Here is a 17,114-nt window from a genome sequence, read left to right as displayed (position 1 = left end):
ATTATGTCTAGACATAATAATCGCAGAAGCCTAGAACCCTGTAAAGCCCGAAACGGATGAAACTCATGACTTCCGACTCCCAGCTTCTGGTCAACTGCTCGGCTGCCACCATGGCGGCACCCGCTTATGGCCTCGTGCCCGGGGCCGCCATCGCGGTCGAGAAGGGGCGCATTTCATGGATCGGGCCACGCGCGAATTGTCCGGCTGCCTTGGAAAAATTCCGCATCGTAGATCTTGGCGGACGGCTGGTGACCCCGGCCCTCATCGACTGCCACACGCATCTGGTTCACGGGGGCAACCGCGCCAATGAATTCGAAATGCGGCTCAAGGGTGCGACCTATGAGGAGGTTGCGCGCGCCGGCGGCGGCATCATCTCTACCGTCACGGCGACGCGGGCGGCGAGCGTCGACGAACTCGTTGCAGCGGCGTTGCCGCGCGTGGATGCGGCCATCGCGGAAGGCGTATCAGTGCTCGAGATCAAATCAGGCTATGGTCTCAATCACGACACCGAATTGAACATGCTGCGCGCCGCCCGGCGCATCGGCAAGAAACGCAACGTGAAGATCATCACCACGTTCCTGGGCGCGCACGCCATACCGCCGGAGTTCAAGGACCGTGCTGACTCCTACATCGACACCGTCTGTATTCCGGCCCTGCGGGACGCCCATGCCGAAGGTCTTGTGGATGCGGTGGATGGATTCTGCGAAGGCATTGCCTTCACGCCAGCCCAGATTGCCCGGGTGTTCGATGTGGCGCAGAGTCTGGGCCTGCCCATCAAATTGCACGCGGAACAGCTTTCCAACCTGCACGGTGCAGCCCTCGCGGCGCGTTATGGCGCACGCTCGGCGGAACATCTCGAATATGTTGACGAGGCCGGTGTGAAGGCCATGGCGGATGCGGGCACCGTTGCCGTGATCCTGCCGGGCGCCTTCTACACATTGCGCGAAAAGCAGGCACCGCCCATCGACCTGTTCCGCAAGCACGGCGTGGCCATGGCGGTCTCGACCGACATGAATCCCGGATCTTCGCCGATGTCCTCGCTGCTTCTTGCCATGAACATGGCATGCACCTTGTTTCGCATGACACCGGAAGAAGCGCTGGCGGGTGCGACTGTTCATGCCGCCCGTGCACTCGGCCTTGCCGGCCATGGTTCCCTCGTCGCTGGCGCTGCCGCGAATTTTGCGGTGTGGAATGCCGCCCATCCTGCCGAGCTTTCCTACCGCATCGGCTTCAATCCCCTTCACAGCCGCATCATCGGGAGTCTCGCATGAGCGTTCTCACACTTACGCCCGGGCAAGTGACGCTCGCGGACCTTCGCCGCATCTACCGCGAGGAATTGCCGGTGCAGTTGCACCGCAGCAGGCGGGCGGCAATTGAGGCCTCCTCAGCCGTGATCGCCGCAGCCGCAGCGGGGGACGTGCCCGTCTATGGCGTCAACACCGGTTTCGGCAAACTCGCCTCCATGCGCATCGCACCCGCTGATACGGCGACACTGCAGCGCAATCTCATCCTCAGTCATTGTGCCGGCGTGGGCGAAGCAATGCCGCGGGCGATCACGCGGCTGATGATGGCGCTGAAACTGCTCAGCCTCGGGCGCGGCGCATCCGGCGTGCGCTGGCCGCTCATCACCTTGCTGGAGGACATGCTGGCGAAAGGCGTCACGCCCGTGGTTCCGGCACAGGGGTCAGTCGGCGCCAGTGGCGACCTGGCTCCGCTCGCCCACATGACAGCCGTGATCATCGGCGAAGGTGAGGCCGATGTCGGAGGTGTTCGCATGGCGGGTGCGGCGGCGCTGAAATCTGCCGGACTCTCGCCCATTCCGCTGGGTGCGAAGGAAGGCCTTGCCTTCATCAACGGCACGCAATTCTCCACCGCCTGCGCACTTGCGGGGCTCTTCGACGCCTGGGACTGCGCTGTTGCCTCGCTGGTGACGGCGGCCATGTCCACGGATGCCATCATGGGCTCGACGGCGCCGCTGCATCCGGAAATCCACAGCCTGCGCGGCCATGCCGGGCAGATCGAGGCGGCGGCTGCCATGCGCACCCTGCTGGACGGATCGGTGATCCGCGAGAGCCATCGCGAAGGCGATACGCGGGTGCAAGACCCCTATTGCATCCGTTGCCAGCCGCAGGTGACGGGTGCCGCCATGGATGTGTTGCGCCAGGCCGGGCGCACGCTGGAGATCGAGGCCAATGCTGCAACCGACAATCCGCTGGTGCTGACAGCCTCGGGCCAGATTGTATCAGGCGGCAACTTCCATGCGGAACCCGTGGGCTTTGCTGCCGACATGACGGCACTGGCCATTTCGGAAATCGGCGCCATTGCGCAGCGGCGCGTGGCGCTGATGGTCGACCCTACTCTGTCCTTCGACCTGCCGCCCTTCCTCACGCCCAATCCCGGACTGAACTCCGGCTACATGATCGCGGAGGTGACGAGTGCGGCGCTGATGAGCGAAAACAAGCATCTCGCAACGCCGTGCGTCACCGATTCCACGCCCACCTCGGCCAACCAGGAAGACCATGTGTCCATGGCGGCGCATGGGGCACGGCGGCTGCTGCGCATGAATGCCAACCTGCAACGCATCCTCGGCATCGAATTGCTGTGCGCGGCGCAGGGCATCGATTTCCGCGCACCTCTTGCCACATCAGCACCATTGCAGCGCGCCGTGGCGCGTCTGCGGCAGGATGTGCGGACCCTGGGCGAAGACCGCTTCATCGCTCCTGACCTCGAAGCCGCGGCTGCCGTGATTGCATGCGGCGCCCTTGCAGCGGCCAGCGAAGTGAACCTTCCGGATTTTGCGTCATGAGTGCCGCGACCGTCACGCGCGGCGATGGTCCCGTCATCCTGGGGCAACCGCATGGCGGCACCTTCGTGCCGACCGACATTGCCGCGCGGCTCAACAGCAATGGAAAAATTCTGGCCGACACGGACTGGCACATCAACGATCTCTATGCCGACCTCGTGCCGGACCTCACGGTCGTCAGCGCCACGTTCCATCGCTATGTGATCGACGCCAACCGCGACCCCACGGGAGATTCACTCTACCCCGGCCAGAACACCACCGGCCTGTGCCCGCTCACCGATTTCGACGGCGCCGCGATCTGGAAGAAGGGCCGGGAACCATCGGCGGAGGACGTGGCACAGCGCATCGCCACATATCATGCGCCCTACCACGCCGCACTTTCGGCAGAAATCGAACGCGTGAAGGCCAGGCACGGCTTTGCCATTCTCTATGATTGCCATTCCATCCGCTCGCGCATTCCCTTCCTGTTTGACGGGACGTTGCCGGACCTGAACATCGGTACTGACAATGGCAAGAGCTGCGATGTGATGCTGGCAACGGCGGTGCAGGGCGTAGCCGAATCCTCGCGTTTCTCCACCGTCACCAACGGGCGGTTTCGCGGCGGCTGGACGACACGGCACTATGGGCAGCCGCTTTCCGGCGTGCACGCGATCCAGATGGAAATCGCGCAATCGGCCTACCTCGAAAGCGAAAGCCCGCCGTGGAGCTTCAGCAGCGCCAAGGCGCTTTCTCTGCAACAGGTTCTGGCCGGCATGCTGGAAGCGCTGGTGGCACGCGCCAAGGAGTTGCCGCGCCATGGCTGAGGCACCGCTGGCGGGCATTCGCATCTTCGACATGACGCGCGTCCTCGCCGGGCCTTATTGCACGGCGCTGCTCGCTGACCTTGGTGCTGACGTGATCAAGCTCGAACCGCCGGGTGGCGATGAATACCGCCACATCGGGCCATTCGTGGACGGCGAGAGCGCGCTCTTCCAACTCGTCAACCGCGGCAAGCGTTCAATCGTGCTCGATCTCAAGGACGAAGACGCGGTGAAGCTGGCGCGGCGGATCGCACTGTCGTGCGATTGCGTTGTTGAGAATTTCCGGCCCGGCATTGCGGCGAAGTTCGGCCTGGATGCGGTGTCCTTGCGGGCGGAGAAGCCATCGCTGGTGCACGCCTCCATCTCCGGCTTCGGCCAGACTGGACCGTGGACGGGTCTTCCCGCCTATGACCTTGTGATCCAGGCCCTGAGCGGGGCCATGGCTGTGAATGGCGAGGAGAGAGGCGCGCCTCTCAAATTCGGCGAGAGCATCGCTGATCTTGCAGGCGGCGTGTTCGCGAGCTGGGCCATCCTTGCCGCACTTGTGAAGCGGAGCCGCAGCGGCGCGGGCGCAACACTTGACATCGCCATGCACGATGCCCTGTTCGCCCTGTTGCCTACCGCCCAGGCGCAATTGTTCTATGGTGGACGGGAGCCGGCGCGCGTGGGGAATCGCCATCCGCTGTCCACGCCCTTCGGCTGCTTCCGCGCGGCTGACGGCAGCTTTGCGCTGTGCGTGCTGAATGAAAAGCATTTCGCGAAACTCGCAAGCCTCATGGGCCATGCCGGGCTGGAGAGCGACCCGCGCTTCTGCTCGGACAGCGCACGGACGCAGAATGAGCCGGCGCTCAAAGCCATCATCGAGACGTGGAGCCGCAGCATCAGCGCAGAACAGGCCGTTTCACTCCTCACCGGGGTGGGGCTCACGGCGGCGCCCATCCGCAGCTTCAGCGAGGCGGCATCGAGTGCGCAGGCCATGGCGCGGCAGACCGTGGTTGCACTTCCCCATGGTTCGCTCGGCAGCGTGAAGGTGGTGCCGCAGCCTGTCTGGTTTGATGGCGCAAAGCCCATGGCGCACGCTTCCGCGCCAGCACTGGGGGCGGCGGGAGATGATATTCTGAGGGACTTGGGATTGCTCGACGCGGAGGCGCTCTCATGATGCCGCGCTGGCCCGGATTGCCGGACGAGGAAATGCCCGTGGTCGACACTGTCTCGCGCTTTGCGGAACAGGTTCTGGTGCCCCTCGCCGCGAAGACGGATGAAGAGAAGAGTTTCGTCCACACGCAACTGCGCGGCCTTGCCGGGCTTGGCGTGATGGGGGCGAACCTGCCGGAGAGTGTTGGCGGGCCCGGACTCTCCGTGAAGGTCCTCTTCGCCATCGTGGAAATCATCGCGGGTGCCTGCGGGTCCACCGCCTCGGCACTCACGGCGCACTACCTTGCGACGGATGCGATCCTGATCGGCGGTAGCGCGGCGCAGCGCGCCGCGTGGCTGCCGCGCGCGGCGGCGGGTGAGGTGCTAGGCGGCTTTGCGCTGACAGAACCCGCCGCGGGTTCTGATCCCGCCGACATGAAGACGCGGGCCCTGCGCACCGCGAATGGCTGGCATCTTGCCGGCAGCAAATGTTTCATCTCCAACGGCGGCACGGCAGATTTTCTCGTCGTCTTTGCCGTTACCGATCCCGCCGCGAAGCATCGCGGAATTTCCGCCTTCATCGTTCCACGCGGCACGCCCGGGCTTTCGATTGGCGTGCCGGAGCGCACGATGGGCCTGCAAGGCGGGCACGTCTTCACCCTCGCGTTCGATTGCCATCTGCCGGCTGATGCCCTGCTGGGCGAGACGGAGGGCAAGGGGTTTCGCACGGCCATGGCGGTGCTGGACAATGGCCGCGTCGAGGTGGCGGCCATGTCGCTTGGCATTGCCCAGGCCGCGCTTGATGCCGCTCTCGCCTATGCCAAGACGCGCGTGATCGGCGGCGAGGCGCTGGCCAACCGGCAGGGCATTCGCTGGCAACTGGCCGACATGGCACTGGATATTGCACGGGCACGCGCACTTGCCCTGCAGGCGGTGGAGGCGCGGACGCAATCGCTCCAGACCGGCGAGCGGTTCTCGCTGGAGGCAAGCCTCGCCAAGCTCGCCTGCTCCGAAATGGTGGGCCGCGTCACCGACGGTGCCCTGCAGATCCATGGCGGCTACGGTTTCACGCGGGACTTCCCCATCGAACGCTATGCGCGCGACGCCCGCATCTTCCGCATCTACGAAGGGTCTTCGGAGGTGCAACGCAACATCATCGCCGCCCATCTCCTATCCTGAACGAGGACATGACCATGCTCGACCGCAAGAACAGCCGCGACATCTATCCGCCCACGGGCACCACGCTCAACGCCAAGAGCTGGCAGACGGAAGCGCCGCTCCGCATGTTGATGAACAACCTGCATCCGGACGTGGCGGAGAACCCGCACGAACTGGTGGTGTATGGTGGCATTGGCCGCGCCGCGCGCAGCTGGGGCGACTTTGATCGCATCGTGGCGTCACTGAAGTCGCTGGAAGCCGATGAAACGCTGGTGGTGCAGTCCGGCCGTCCCGTGGCCGTGATCCGTACCCATGCCGATGCGCCGCGCGTCCTGATCGCCAACTCCAACCTCGTGCCGCGCTGGGCGACGTGGGAACATTTCAACGCCCTCGATCAGAAGGGCCTGATGATGTACGGCCAGATGACGGCGGGCTCGTGGATCTACATCGGCACGCAAGGGATCGTGCAGGGCACCTATGAAACCTTTGCCGAGGCGGGCCGCCAGCATTACGGCGGCAGCCTGAAGGGCAGGTGGATCCTGACCGGCGGATTGGGCGGCATGGGCGGTGCGCAACCGCTGGCGGCCGTGTTTGCGGGCGCCAGCTGCCTCGCCGTGGAATGCGACGAGACCCGCATCGATTTCAGGCTGCGCACCAAATATGTTGATGCCAAGGCGAAGACGCTTGATGATGCGCTGGCACTCATCGACCAGTGGACAAAGGCCGGTGAAGCCAAATCGGTTGGCCTCCTTGGCAACGCTGCCGATGTCTTTCCGGAACTGGTCAAGCGCATGAAAGCGGGTGGCATGAGGCCGGACATCGTCACCGACCAGACCTCGGCGCATGATCCGCTGCACGGCTACCTGCCCTCCGGCTGGACTGTCGCCGAATGGCGGGCCAAGCAGGAGAGCAATCCGCAGGCAGTCGAAAAGGCAGCGCGTGCCTCCATGAAATTACATGTGCAGGCCATGGTGGATTTCTGGAACGCGGGCGTGCCCACACTCGATTACGGCAACAACATCAGGCAGGTGGCGAAGGAAGAAGGCTTTGAAAACGCCTTTGCCTTCCCGGGATTCGTGCCTGCCTACATCCGGCCCCTCTTCTGCCGCGGCATCGGCCCGTTCCGCTGGTGCGCGCTGTCCGGTGATCCGGAGGACATCTACAAGACCGACGCGGCAATGAAGAAGCTGTTCCCCGAGAACGAGCATCTCCACCGCTGGCTTGACATGGCGCGCGAGCGCATCGCCTTCCAGGGCCTGCCCGCCCGCATCTGCTGGATCGGACTTGGCGACCGCCATCGCGCGGGCCTCATGTTCAACGAGATGGTGAAGTCAGGTGAACTGAAGGCGCCGGTGGTGATCGGCCGCGATCACCTGGACTCCGGTTCCGTCGCCTCGCCCAACCGCGAGACCGAAGCGATGAAGGATGGCTCCGATGCCGTTTCGGATTGGCCGCTACTCAACGCACTCATCAACACCGCGAGTGGCGCCACTTGGGTGTCGCTGCATCATGGCGGCGGCGTGGGCATGGGCTTCTCGCAACATTCCGGCGTGGTGATTGTTGCCGATGGAACGGATGCTGCAGCCAAGCGCCTGGAGCGCGTGCTGTGGAACGATCCAGCTACCGGCGTGTGGCGCCACGCCGATGCAGGCTATGAGGAGGCCATAGCCTGCGCGCGGGAAAAGGGCCTGCGCCTTCCGACGATCCTCGGCAACTGAGGCCGGGCTCAGGCCACGTCCGGTTCCACGTTGAGCGCATCGCTGCCCACATCCTTCATGTGGCGCGCGATGTGGTCGGCGAGCGTGCGGCGCGCGAGTTTCGCCACCTGCGCCGGGAAATTTCCGAGTTCGCGTTCGCGCGACACGACGGTGATGGTGCGGGTGAGACGCGCCGCCGGCAGGGGCATCACGCGAAGCGGCATGCGTTCGACGAAGCCGTCAATCAGCAGCGTCGGCGTGAGCAGCGTGAACCCCATGTTGTTGCACACGCAGGCTGTGACCATGCTGGAGCGGTCCGCCTGGATCACCTGTTGCGGGTTGATGCGCAGGCGGCGGAGATGCTGCGTCACCTGGCGGCCAACACTGGTCGAGTCTGCGAAACGGATCAGCGGAAGGCGGCGCTGGACGGCCTCAAGGCTGTCCGCCGGTCCGCGATAGGCCGACGGCAGGACAAGCAGGAATGATTCCTGCAGCACCGCGTGACGCTCCAACCCTTCCATGTCGTAGAAGGGATTGGAGGTGATGGCCAGGTCGGCGCGCTTGGTGCGCAGCAGCGTTTCGTGGTCGCCGCTCTGGCCCGCGTGCAGCGTCACGTCGCGCACGCCGAAGCCCTTTTTCGCCAGCGCCACGAGTCCGGGCGTGAGGGTGGTGGCGATGGAGGCGAGAATGCCGAGGCGCAACACGCTGATCGGGGTCGGGCCTTGCTGGCGCATATCCATTTCAAGATCGCCGACAACGTTGAGGATGCGCGCGGCATGGCGGTGCAGCAGCGTGCCCGCCTGCGTGAGGCGCGAGGGGCGGACGCTGCGGTCGATCAACGTCACGCCATAGGCCTTCTCAAGTGCTGCGATGTGCTGGGAGGCCGCAGATTGGGTGAGGCCCAGCATTCGGGCTGCGGCCGTCATCTGGCCGGACTCGGCCACGGCTTCGAAGACTTCCATGGCCTTCAGGAGGTTTGAACCGGAATGTATCGTACTCTTGATCTTGGTTTTCTTCATGGCAACACCATTAGAAATGCTAATGGTAGGTTCCGTCAATTGAGTTTTTGCACTTGCCGTGGAATTCATCCCGGCGAAAGGCGCGATCAAATTCATGGTGATGGAGTCAGCCCCGCGGCGCAGGCGCGCAATATCCGGACAGGCGCAGGCCACGGCGCCGCGTGCGCCCTATATTGATCGCAAGCTCGGCACTTTCAACGTGCTGGGTGAAGAAGGTCTGGCACTCATCGAAGGCAATGCCGATCTCATTCTCAAGGACACGGGCATGGATTTCACCGGCGACCCGGAAATCCTCGACGTGTTCCGTGATGCGGGCTGCGACGTGCAGGGCGAGCGCGTGCGCTTCGAGCCGGGCTTCTGCCGCCGCACCATTCAGGCCACGGCGCCCAAGGAATTCGTGCAGCAGGCCCGCAATCCAGCCAATTCGGTGAAGCTCGGCGGCAATGGTACGGTGCTGTGCCCCTCTTGGGGACCGCCCTTCGTGCACGACCTCGACCGTGGGCGGCGATATGCCAGCCATGATGATTTCAAGAAGCTGGTGAAGCTGCATCACACGCTACCCTGGTTGCATCACTCCGGTGGCGTGGTGTGCGAGCCGGTGGACCTTCCCGCCAACAAGCGTCATCTCGATATGCTCTACGCCCACATCCGCTGGTCGGACCGGGCCTTCATGGGAGCCTTCATCGGCGCGGAGCGGGCAGGACATGCCATCGACATGGCCCGCATCCTGTTCGGCGAAGAACATGTGGCCCGGAACCCTGTGCTCTATTGCGTCTCGAACACCAATGCGCCGCTGGTGCTCGACTCGCACATGTCCGGAGCACTGAAGACTTACGCGCGCGCCAACCAGCCCGTGGCCTGCACACCGTGGGTTCTCACGGGTGCCATGAGCCCGACAACCGTCGCCGGGACATTGGCGCAGGTGCTGGCGGAGGCCACGGCCTGCCTCGCGCTCGTGCAACTGATCAATCCTGGTGCGCCGTGCCTCATGGGCAGCTTTGCATCCACCATGTCGATGCAGTCGGGAGCGCCCACCTTCGGCACGCCGGAAGCAGGATTGATGGTTCTGGCGGCGGGCCAACTGGCGCGCCGGCTGGGCGTGCCGCTGCATACGGTTGGAACTTTGTCAGCATCGAAGTTGCCCGATGCGCAAAGCCAGCAGGAGGCGACGTGGGGCTTGCTCATGTCGATGTTTGCGGGCGCCAATCTCATCAACCATGCCACGGGCTGGCTGGAGGGTGGGCTGGTCACGTCCTTCGAAAAGACGATGATCGATGCGGATCTGTGCGGCAAGGTTGCGCGTTTCTTCGATGGCATCGACTTGTCGGAGAATGCGCAAGCCATGGCGGCAATTGCAGCGACAGGGCCGGGCCAGCACTTTCTCGGCAGCGATCATACGCGCGCCAACTTCATGTCGGCGCTGTTCCGCCCGCTCACGCCCGACAACAATTCCTTCGAACAGTGGAGCGCTGAAGGGTCGCGGGACGCGGCGTCGCGCGCCAATACGCTGTGGAAGAAACAGCTTGAGTCGTACGAGGATCCGGGGCTGGATCCCGCCATCGACGCGGCGCTGCAGGACTACATCGCGCGCCGCAAGGCCGAGAAACCGGACATGAATTACTTCTGATGGGCAGGATCATCATCATCGGTGGCGGTGCCGTGGGTCTCAGCGTGGCATACCATCTCGCCTGCCGCGGCGAACGGGACGTGGTTCTGCTCGAACGCAACCAGCTGACGTCCGGCACAAGCTGGCATGCGGCAGGGATCGTGGGCCCACTGCGCGCCACGGCAGCGATGACGCAGATCGCGTCGCATGCGCTCACACTCTTTCCGCAGTTGGAAGCCGAGACCGGGATGAGCACCGGCTACCGGCGCACTGGTGGCTACTGGCTGGCGCGGAAGCCCGAGCGCATGGATGAATTGCAACGCATCTGCGCCGTGGGCCGCCACATGGGACTGACACCGGATATCATCACGCCGGACCAAGTCGCCATTCCGCAACTGGCGCTTGGCAACCATGTGGGCGCACTGATGGTGCCGGAAGATGCCAACGTCAATCCGGTGGACCTATGCATGGCCTATGCGCGGGCCGCGAAGACTCGTGGCGTCACGCTCCGCGAGGGCGTTGGGGTGACACGCATCCTGCGCAATGGGGCGCAGGTGACGGGCGTGGCGCTCGCCGATGGCAGCACCATTGATGCGGAGAAGATCGTGCTCTGTGCGGGCGCATGGTCGAAGTCTCTCGCCGATGACATCGGCCTTGCGCTGCCGCTTCAGCCGGTGGAGCACATGTACATTGTGACGGAGCCCGTTCCCGGCCTGCCCCACCCGTTCCCCGTGGTGCGGGATCTTGATACCGGCATCTATGTGAAGGGCGATGCCGGCCGCCTGGTGATCGGCGGCTTCGAGCCCCATGCAAAATGCTGGAACCCCAATGGCCCGGAAAGCAATCGCGCCTTTCTGGAACTGCCGGAGGACTGGGAACAATTCACGCCCTTCATGGAAGCGGCCCTGGCTCTTGTCCCGGTGCTGGCGGAGACGGGCATTCAGCGCTTCATGAACGGGCCCGAAAGTTTCACCGCCGACACGCGGCCGCTGTTGGGTGCGGCCCCTCATCTTGATGGGTTATTCGTGGCGGCGGGGATGAACTCCGTCGGCATCATGAGTTCCGCCGGCATCGGCAAGGTTCTGGCGGACTGGGTGATCGCTGGCGAAGCGCCCAGCGACCTATGGGGCATCGATATCGCGCGCGTTGATCCCCTCACGGCTTCGCCAGCGCACATGGCGGCGCGCATGGAGGAGGCGGTGGCGGATCTCTTCGCGCTGCACTGGCCTTTCAAGCAGCCCAAGGCGGGGCGTGACCTGCGCAGCTCGGCGCTGCATGAGCACTGGGCTGCACAAGGCGCCGTGTTCGGCCTCACCGCCGGATGGGAGCGCGGCATCTGGTATGCGCGCAGCGATGACGAGCACTCCCTGCCCTACGCTGTGGGTGCGCAACCGTGGTACCCAATAGCCGTGCGCGAGGCGGCGGAGATGAAAGAGGGTGCTGCCCTCATTGACCTCTCGCCGTTCACCAAGATCGACGTCACGGGTGCGGATGCCTTGCTCCTCCTGCAGGCGACAGCCACCGCCAACATTGACGTTGCGGTGGGCCGCGCTGTCTACACGTTCTTCCTCAACGACCGCGGCGGCATCGAAGCCGACGTCACGGTGACACGGCTCGGTGACGATCATTTCCGTGTCGTCTCCGGCGCGGCCACGCGGCAGAAGGACCTGGCCTTCCTGCGCCGCGCCGCGATGGGGCGGAACGTACTGCTTCACGACATCACCGAGGACCATTGCGTCATCGGCGTGATGGGAGCTGCATCGCGCTCCATTCTTGCAACGCTTTCCAACGACAACTGGAGCAGTTTCGCGTTTTCGACGGCACGGCCGGTGACTGTCGCGGGCATCCGTTGCCTGGCCACGCGATTGAGCTTCGTGGGTGAGTTGGGCTGGGAGCTGATGATCCCTGCTGCAGAAGCAGGCGCGGTGTTCGATGCCCTCATCATCGCAGGCGCGCGGCCCCTCGGGCACTACGCGCTGGATGCCTGCCGGATCGAGAAGGGCTATCGCCATTGGGGACACGACCTCGGGCCGGACATTACGCCGCTCGAGGCAGGACTTTCCTTCACCATTGACTGGTCCAAGGACTTCCGGGGGCGGAACGCGCTGCTGCATCTCCGCTCCATGGGCGTCGGGCGGCGCATGGTGCTGTTCAATGTGGAGGGTCATCCGCTGATGCTGCATGACGAACCCATCTTCGAGAACCGCCGGGGTGTGGGGATGACGACATCGGGCGCGCGCGGTGCCCGCACCGGACTGACGCTGGCCCTGGGCGTTGTGGACATCGCGGAAGGCGAGACGCTGGCGCAAACCTGCGCGCGGTCCTTCAGCATCCGCGTGGCAGGACAAGATCATGCGGCGAAAGTGCTGGCGAAGCCGCCCTTCGACCCCGCAGGCGAAAGGATGAATGCGTGAGCGAACTGCAAGTTGTCATCATCGGCGGCGGGGCGATGGGCGTATCGCTCCTCTACCATCTCGCAAAGAACGGCTGGAAAGATATTGTTCTTGTTGAAAAAAATGACCTGACGCACGGCTCCACCTGGCATGCGGCGGGGCTGTGCACACACTTCGCGCACAACGCCACCATCCAGGAACTGCGGGCCACTTCGGTGCGCCTCTATCGCGACATTCTTCCGCAGGAGACGGGGCAGTCGTGCGGTTTTCACCGCTCAGGCGCCATGCGCGTCACCCGCAATCCCGATCGCATGGATGAGTTCGCGCACGTCGTGGGCCTTTCGGAATTCACCGGCTACCACTTGCAACTGGTGACGCCGGAACGGATTGCCGAACTGCACCCGCTGGCGCAACTCGACGGTCTCATCGGCGGCATCTACGAACCGGATGATGGTCATGTGGACCCGACGCTTGCGACCAATGCCATGGCGCAGGTGGCGCAGAGTCATGGCGCGGCGATCCAGCGCTACAATCCGGTGCAGTCCATCCGCCGTGAGAACGGCACATGGATTGTCGAGACCGCGAAGGGCACGCTGCGCGCGAAGCACATCGTCAATGCCGCCGGCACATGGGGCTTTGAAGTGGGCCGCATGATGGGCGTCAATGTGCCGTCGGTCCCGGTGCTGCATCAATATCTGGTGACAGACGGCATTCCCGCCATCCAGCAGCGCATCGCAGACGGCAAGGGCGAACTCCCGATCATTCGCGATCCGGAAGAAAGCTGGTATTGTCGGCAGGAGCGTGACGGCTTCATTCTCGGTCCTTACGAGAAGGAAGCCCAGGTATGGTCTGTCGATGGCGTGCCGCCAGCTTTCGGCGCGGAACTCATGCCGCCAGACCTTGATCGCGTCGAACACATCATCGAGGCTGCAATGGCGCGCGTGCCAGCACTTGCCACAGGCGGGGTGAAGACGGTGATCAATGGGCCCATCACCTTCACGCCTGACGCCAATCCGCTCATCGGGCCAGCGCATGGTGTGGAGAATGCGTGGTTGCTCACCGGCTCTTCCATGGGCGTGATGGAAGGCGGCGGGGCGGGCAGGTTCCTTGCACACTGGATGACCCATGGTGCGCCGCCGATGGATGCGCTGGCAGTCGATCCGCGCCGCTTCGGTGCCTGGGCCGGCCGAGACTACCGCGTGGCAAAGGCGGTGGAATGCTTCGGCCTGCAGTTTGGCGTGCACTATCCCTTCGAGGAGCGACGCGTGGGACGCGACTTGCATCACTCGCCCCTGCATGATCACATGCTGGCGCGGGGCGCCGTGATGGGATTTGCCCATGGCACGGAGCGGCCCAACTGGTTCTCGGACAAGCCCGGCGATGTGGCGCACGAGAGTTTCCGGCGCACCAACTGGTTTGATGCCGTGGCGCGCGAGGTGGATGCGGCGGCCAACCGGGTGGCGCTGGCAGACCTCTCGGTCTTCTCCAAGTTCGACGTGACAGGCACGGATACCTTTCCCTTTCTCAACGCCCTCGGTGCCAACCGTCCGCCAAGGCCGGGGCGCATCGGCCTCACCCATGTGTTGACGCCGGCGGGCGGCGTGGCCTCGGAGTTCACCGTCACCGTGCTTTCGGCGCAGCACGCCTATCTCACCTCCGCTGCGGCATCGGAGGAGATGGACCTGGATTTGCTCAATTCGCGCGCGGCTCCTTTCGACGTCACGGTGCGCAACATCACGCGGGAGCGCACCATCATCGGGGTGATGGGACCGCATGCACGGATGCTGCTAGCCAAGCTCACATCAGCCGATCTCGGCGCGGGTTTCCCGTGGCTGACGGCACAGGAAATCGACGTGGCGGAACGCCACGTGATTGCACTGCGGGTGTCCTACGTCGGTGAACTGGGCTGGGAACTGCACATGGCGCGCAACGATGCGGTCGCCATTTTCGATGCACTTGAGGCGGCCGGAAGGCCGCTCGGCCTCGGCTTCTATGGTGCCTACGCCGCGCAATCGATGCGCCTTGAAAAAGGATACCGCGCCTGGGGTGCGGACCTCACCACGGAACGCACGCCGCTGGAGACAGGTCTCGACAGCTTCGTGAAAACAGAAGGGCGCCTCTTCACCGGCCGTGATGCCATGCTGGCGAAGGCGCAGCCGTGGGCCATGGTATTGCTGGACATCGACACCTCGGATGTGGACCCCTTCTATGCACACGCTGTGTTTGCAGACGGCAGGCCCGTCGGCATCGTGACGTCGGGTGCCTTTGGGCACCGGACCAGGAAAACGCTCGCACTGGCCTTTTTGCGTGAACCGGGATTGCGCGAAGGGTTGCAGGTGAAAATCCTGGGCAAGATGCGGGCCGCCCGGATTCTCGACGTGCCACCTTATGATCCCACGAACGAGCGCCTGAAGGCATAGGAGCCAGACATGACCGGACATCCCCTGCACACCGACTGGTCACTCGCCGGAACCGCGGAGCGCCGCACGCGCTACTATGCGGCCTCGCAGCAGAAGTTCGTGCCATTCAAGGACCCGCTCGTCTTCACCAAGGGTTCCATGCAGTACCTGTGGGATTCCGAAGGCAAGAAATACACCGATCTTCTCGGCATGAATGTCTGCGTATCGGTCGGACACGCCCATCCCACCGTGGTGAAGGCGGCGATGGAGCAGGCGCAGGCTCTCACGCACTGCACGACAATGTTCTACCATCCCGTCCCTGCGCACTTCGCTGAAGAACTGGCGGCGACCATGCCCAAGGGCCAGGACTGGGTGGTGCACTTCACCAATTCGGGATCGGAAGCGATTGACCTCGCCATGGTCATGGCGCGCACCTACACGGGCCATCTCGACCTGCTGGCGTTGCGCACCGCCTATCACGGCCCCACCTCGGCGGCGCAATCGATCACCGGCATTGCGGCCTTCCGCCACCCCGGCATGCCGGGGAACGTGGCGTTTGTCGCCGAACCCAATCAGTATCGCGGCGAATTCGGCCCCGGTGCCGCGCCCTACCTCGACGATATCGAGCGGGCCATTGCCACGGCCACCACAGGCAAGGTCGCAGGCATCTTCGTGGAGAGCGTGCAGGGTTACGGCGGCATCGTCGAAATGCCCAAGGGCTACATGTCGGGTGCCGCCGAACGCGTGCGCGCGGCGGGCGGGCTTTACATCGCCGATGAAGTGCAATCCGGCTTCGGCCGCACGGGCGACCACATGTGGGGCTTCGAGGTGGATGGCGTCATCCCCGATATCGTGGTGATGGCGAAAGGCATTGGCAATGGCTTTCCGCTCGGCGCCGTTGTGGCGCGCAAGGAGATCGGTGACGCCATGGCCGGCAAGTTCATGTTCCACACGTACGGTGCAAATCCCACAAGCTGTGCCGCCGGCCGCGCTGTGCTGCAGGTGATCCGCGAAGAGCGCACACAGGAAAATGCCCGCAAGGTGGGCGACGCCCTGCTGGCGCGCCTCAAGGACCTGCAGCAGAAGCACAAGGCGATCGGCGACGTGCGCGGGCGAGGATTGATGCTCGCCATCGAAATGGTGAAGGACCGCAAGACCAAGGAACCGGATGCGGACGTGACGGCGGCCGTCTTCGAGAAATGCCGCGAACAGGGTCTGATCCTGTCGAAGTCCGGGCCCAACCGGTCGGTGCTGCGCATGGTGCCTCCCATGTGCCTTGCCATGTCCGACGTGGACGCCGTGGCGGACGGCATCGACAATGCCTTCTCGAGTCTCGCATGACCCGCCATCCCATTGTCGCGCTGTGGTCGCACCCGCGCTCCGTCTCGACGGCCTTCGAGCGCATCATGCGTTCACGCGGCGATCTCGCCTGTCTGCATGAGCCATTCATGTATGACTACTATGTGCACCGTTCCACCAAGGTGATGCCGCACTTCGAGGCGCAGCCGGAACATCCCGTGTCCTATGCCGAGATCCGGACGCTCATCCTGAAGAAAGCCGAGACGGGGCCGGTCTTCTTCAAGGACATGAGCTACTATGTGATGCCGCACATCATGGAGGATGCGGCGTTTGTCGACCGGATCACCCACAGTTTCCTGATCCGCGATCCCATGGCCTCCATCGTGTCCTATGCGAAGCTCGATCCCGACGTCAGCCGCGATGAGATCGGCCTGGAAGCGCAATGGCACCATGCGGCGGCACTGCAGGCACGCGGCCTTCCCGTCACCGTGGTGCAGAGCGAAAAGGTACAGAACGATCCGGTGGGGCAGATGTGCGCCTACTGGAAGGCCGTGGGTTTGCCAGACAAGCCACAGGCCCTGCAGTTTGGAGATGACGTGCCTGCCGATTGGCAGCAGGTTTCCGGCTGGCACGCCGACGTGATGGCAAGCAAATCGATCCTGCCCTGGACAGATGCCGATGTGGCGCGGACGCAAACCCAGTTCAGCGCGTTGGTGTCACGTGCCCCGCGCTTTGCGGAATTCCACGCCCACCACACGCCCTTCCACGCCAGGCTCGCGGCCCTTGCACTCTAGAAAAAAAGGCCC

12 protein-coding genes are annotated in these 17,114 nt (G+C 64.1%); 11 read left to right on the top strand and 1 reads right to left on the bottom strand.

What is annotated here, in order from left to right; genetic code table 11:
- The first annotated feature begins 65 nt into the window (after positions 1-65).
- From IPM06_09940 to IPM06_09915, 6 genes are read left to right on the top strand one after another with little or no spacing between them, the layout of a single operon-like run.
- Positions 66-1,271: an imidazolonepropionase gene (locus tag IPM06_09940; protein MBK8770735.1), complete on the top strand. Its 1,206-nt coding sequence runs from the start codon at positions 66-68 to the stop codon at positions 1,269-1,271.
- Complete coding sequence (gene hutH, locus IPM06_09935) at positions 1,268-2,806, top strand: histidine ammonia-lyase (GenBank protein ID MBK8770734.1); 1,539 nt, start codon at positions 1,268-1,270, stop codon at positions 2,804-2,806. The genes IPM06_09940 and hutH overlap by 4 nt, the downstream gene beginning before the upstream one ends.
- Positions 2,803-3,606 (top strand): N-formylglutamate deformylase, encoded by an 804-nt coding sequence (hutG, locus tag IPM06_09930; GenBank protein MBK8770733.1) that lies wholly within the window; start codon positions 2,803-2,805, stop codon positions 3,604-3,606. Before hutH ends, hutG begins: the two co-directional genes overlap by 4 nt.
- Positions 3,599-4,762: a CoA transferase gene (locus tag IPM06_09925; GenBank protein MBK8770732.1), complete on the top strand. Its 1,164-nt coding sequence runs from the start codon at positions 3,599-3,601 to the stop codon at positions 4,760-4,762. Before hutG ends, IPM06_09925 begins: the two co-directional genes overlap by 8 nt.
- Positions 4,759-5,916: an acyl-CoA dehydrogenase family protein gene (locus IPM06_09920; GenBank protein MBK8770731.1), complete on the top strand. Its 1,158-nt coding sequence runs from the start codon at positions 4,759-4,761 to the stop codon at positions 5,914-5,916. Before IPM06_09925 ends, IPM06_09920 begins: the two co-directional genes overlap by 4 nt.
- Positions 5,917-5,930: 14 nt before the next feature.
- Positions 5,931-7,613, top strand: coding sequence for a urocanate hydratase (locus IPM06_09915; GenBank protein ID MBK8770730.1), 1,683 nt, complete (start codon positions 5,931-5,933; stop codon positions 7,611-7,613).
- 8 nt (positions 7,614-7,621) lie between these two features.
- Here the strand turns inward: IPM06_09915 and IPM06_09910 are convergent, their stop codons facing one another.
- Positions 7,622-8,611 (bottom strand): LysR family transcriptional regulator, encoded by a 990-nt coding sequence (locus IPM06_09910; protein MBK8770729.1) that lies wholly within the window; start codon positions 8,609-8,611, stop codon positions 7,622-7,624.
- 100 nt (positions 8,612-8,711) lie between these two features.
- On the opposite strand from IPM06_09910, the gene IPM06_09905 reads away from it, so the two are divergent.
- Genes IPM06_09905 through IPM06_09885 form a run of 5 tightly spaced genes read left to right on the top strand, consistent with a single transcriptional unit; the run spans position 8,712 to position 17,102 of the window.
- Positions 8,712-10,238, top strand: a complete 1,527-nt coding sequence (locus IPM06_09905) for a trimethylamine methyltransferase family protein (protein MBK8770728.1) — start codon at positions 8,712-8,714, stop codon at positions 10,236-10,238.
- Complete coding sequence (locus tag IPM06_09900; GenBank protein MBK8770727.1) at positions 10,238-12,631, top strand: FAD-dependent oxidoreductase; 2,394 nt, start codon at positions 10,238-10,240, stop codon at positions 12,629-12,631. The genes IPM06_09905 and IPM06_09900 overlap by 1 nt, the downstream gene beginning before the upstream one ends.
- Entirely contained in the window at positions 12,628-15,030 is a 2,403-nt protein-coding gene (locus tag IPM06_09895; GenBank protein MBK8770726.1) for a GcvT family protein, read from the top strand. The genes IPM06_09900 and IPM06_09895 overlap by 4 nt, the downstream gene beginning before the upstream one ends.
- Before the next feature lie 9 nt (positions 15,031-15,039).
- Positions 15,040-16,350, top strand: coding sequence for an aspartate aminotransferase family protein (locus tag IPM06_09890; protein MBK8770725.1), 1,311 nt, complete (start codon positions 15,040-15,042; stop codon positions 16,348-16,350).
- Entirely contained in the window at positions 16,347-17,102 is a 756-nt protein-coding gene (locus IPM06_09885) for a hypothetical protein (protein MBK8770724.1), read from the top strand. The genes IPM06_09890 and IPM06_09885 overlap by 4 nt, the downstream gene beginning before the upstream one ends.
- Positions 17,103-17,114: the final 12 nt, after the last annotated feature.

The organism is Hyphomicrobiales bacterium (assembly GCA_016710435.1).
GTDB lineage: Bacteria > Pseudomonadota > Alphaproteobacteria > Rhizobiales > Aestuariivirgaceae > Aestuariivirga.
The sequence above is the reverse complement of the archived record's forward strand: the minus strand, read 5'-3'. Positions and strand labels throughout refer to the sequence as shown.

Excerpts from the sequence above, each read along its gene's own strand:
- IPM06_09940 (MBK8770735.1), top strand. The coding sequence starts at position 66 with ATGACTTCCGACTCCCAGCTTCTGGTCAACTGCTCGGCTGCCACCATG.
- hutH (MBK8770734.1), top strand. The coding sequence starts at position 1,268 with ATGAGCGTTCTCACACTTACGCCCGGGCAAGTGACGCTCGCGGACCTT.
- hutG (MBK8770733.1), top strand. The coding sequence starts at position 2,803 with ATGAGTGCCGCGACCGTCACGCGCGGCGATGGTCCCGTCATCCTGGGG.
- IPM06_09925 (MBK8770732.1), top strand. The coding sequence starts at position 3,599 with ATGGCTGAGGCACCGCTGGCGGGCATTCGCATCTTCGACATGACGCGC.
- IPM06_09920 (MBK8770731.1), top strand. The coding sequence starts at position 4,759 with ATGATGCCGCGCTGGCCCGGATTGCCGGACGAGGAAATGCCCGTGGTC.
- IPM06_09915 (MBK8770730.1), top strand. The coding sequence starts at position 5,931 with ATGCTCGACCGCAAGAACAGCCGCGACATCTATCCGCCCACGGGCACC.
- IPM06_09910 (MBK8770729.1), bottom strand. The coding sequence starts at position 8,611 with ATGAAGAAAACCAAGATCAAGAGTACGATACATTCCGGTTCAAACCTC.
- IPM06_09905 (MBK8770728.1), top strand. The coding sequence starts at position 8,712 with ATGGAGTCAGCCCCGCGGCGCAGGCGCGCAATATCCGGACAGGCGCAG.
- IPM06_09900 (MBK8770727.1), top strand. The coding sequence starts at position 10,238 with ATGGGCAGGATCATCATCATCGGTGGCGGTGCCGTGGGTCTCAGCGTG.
- IPM06_09890 (MBK8770725.1), top strand. The coding sequence starts at position 15,040 with ATGACCGGACATCCCCTGCACACCGACTGGTCACTCGCCGGAACCGCG.
- IPM06_09885 (MBK8770724.1), top strand. The coding sequence starts at position 16,347 with ATGACCCGCCATCCCATTGTCGCGCTGTGGTCGCACCCGCGCTCCGTC.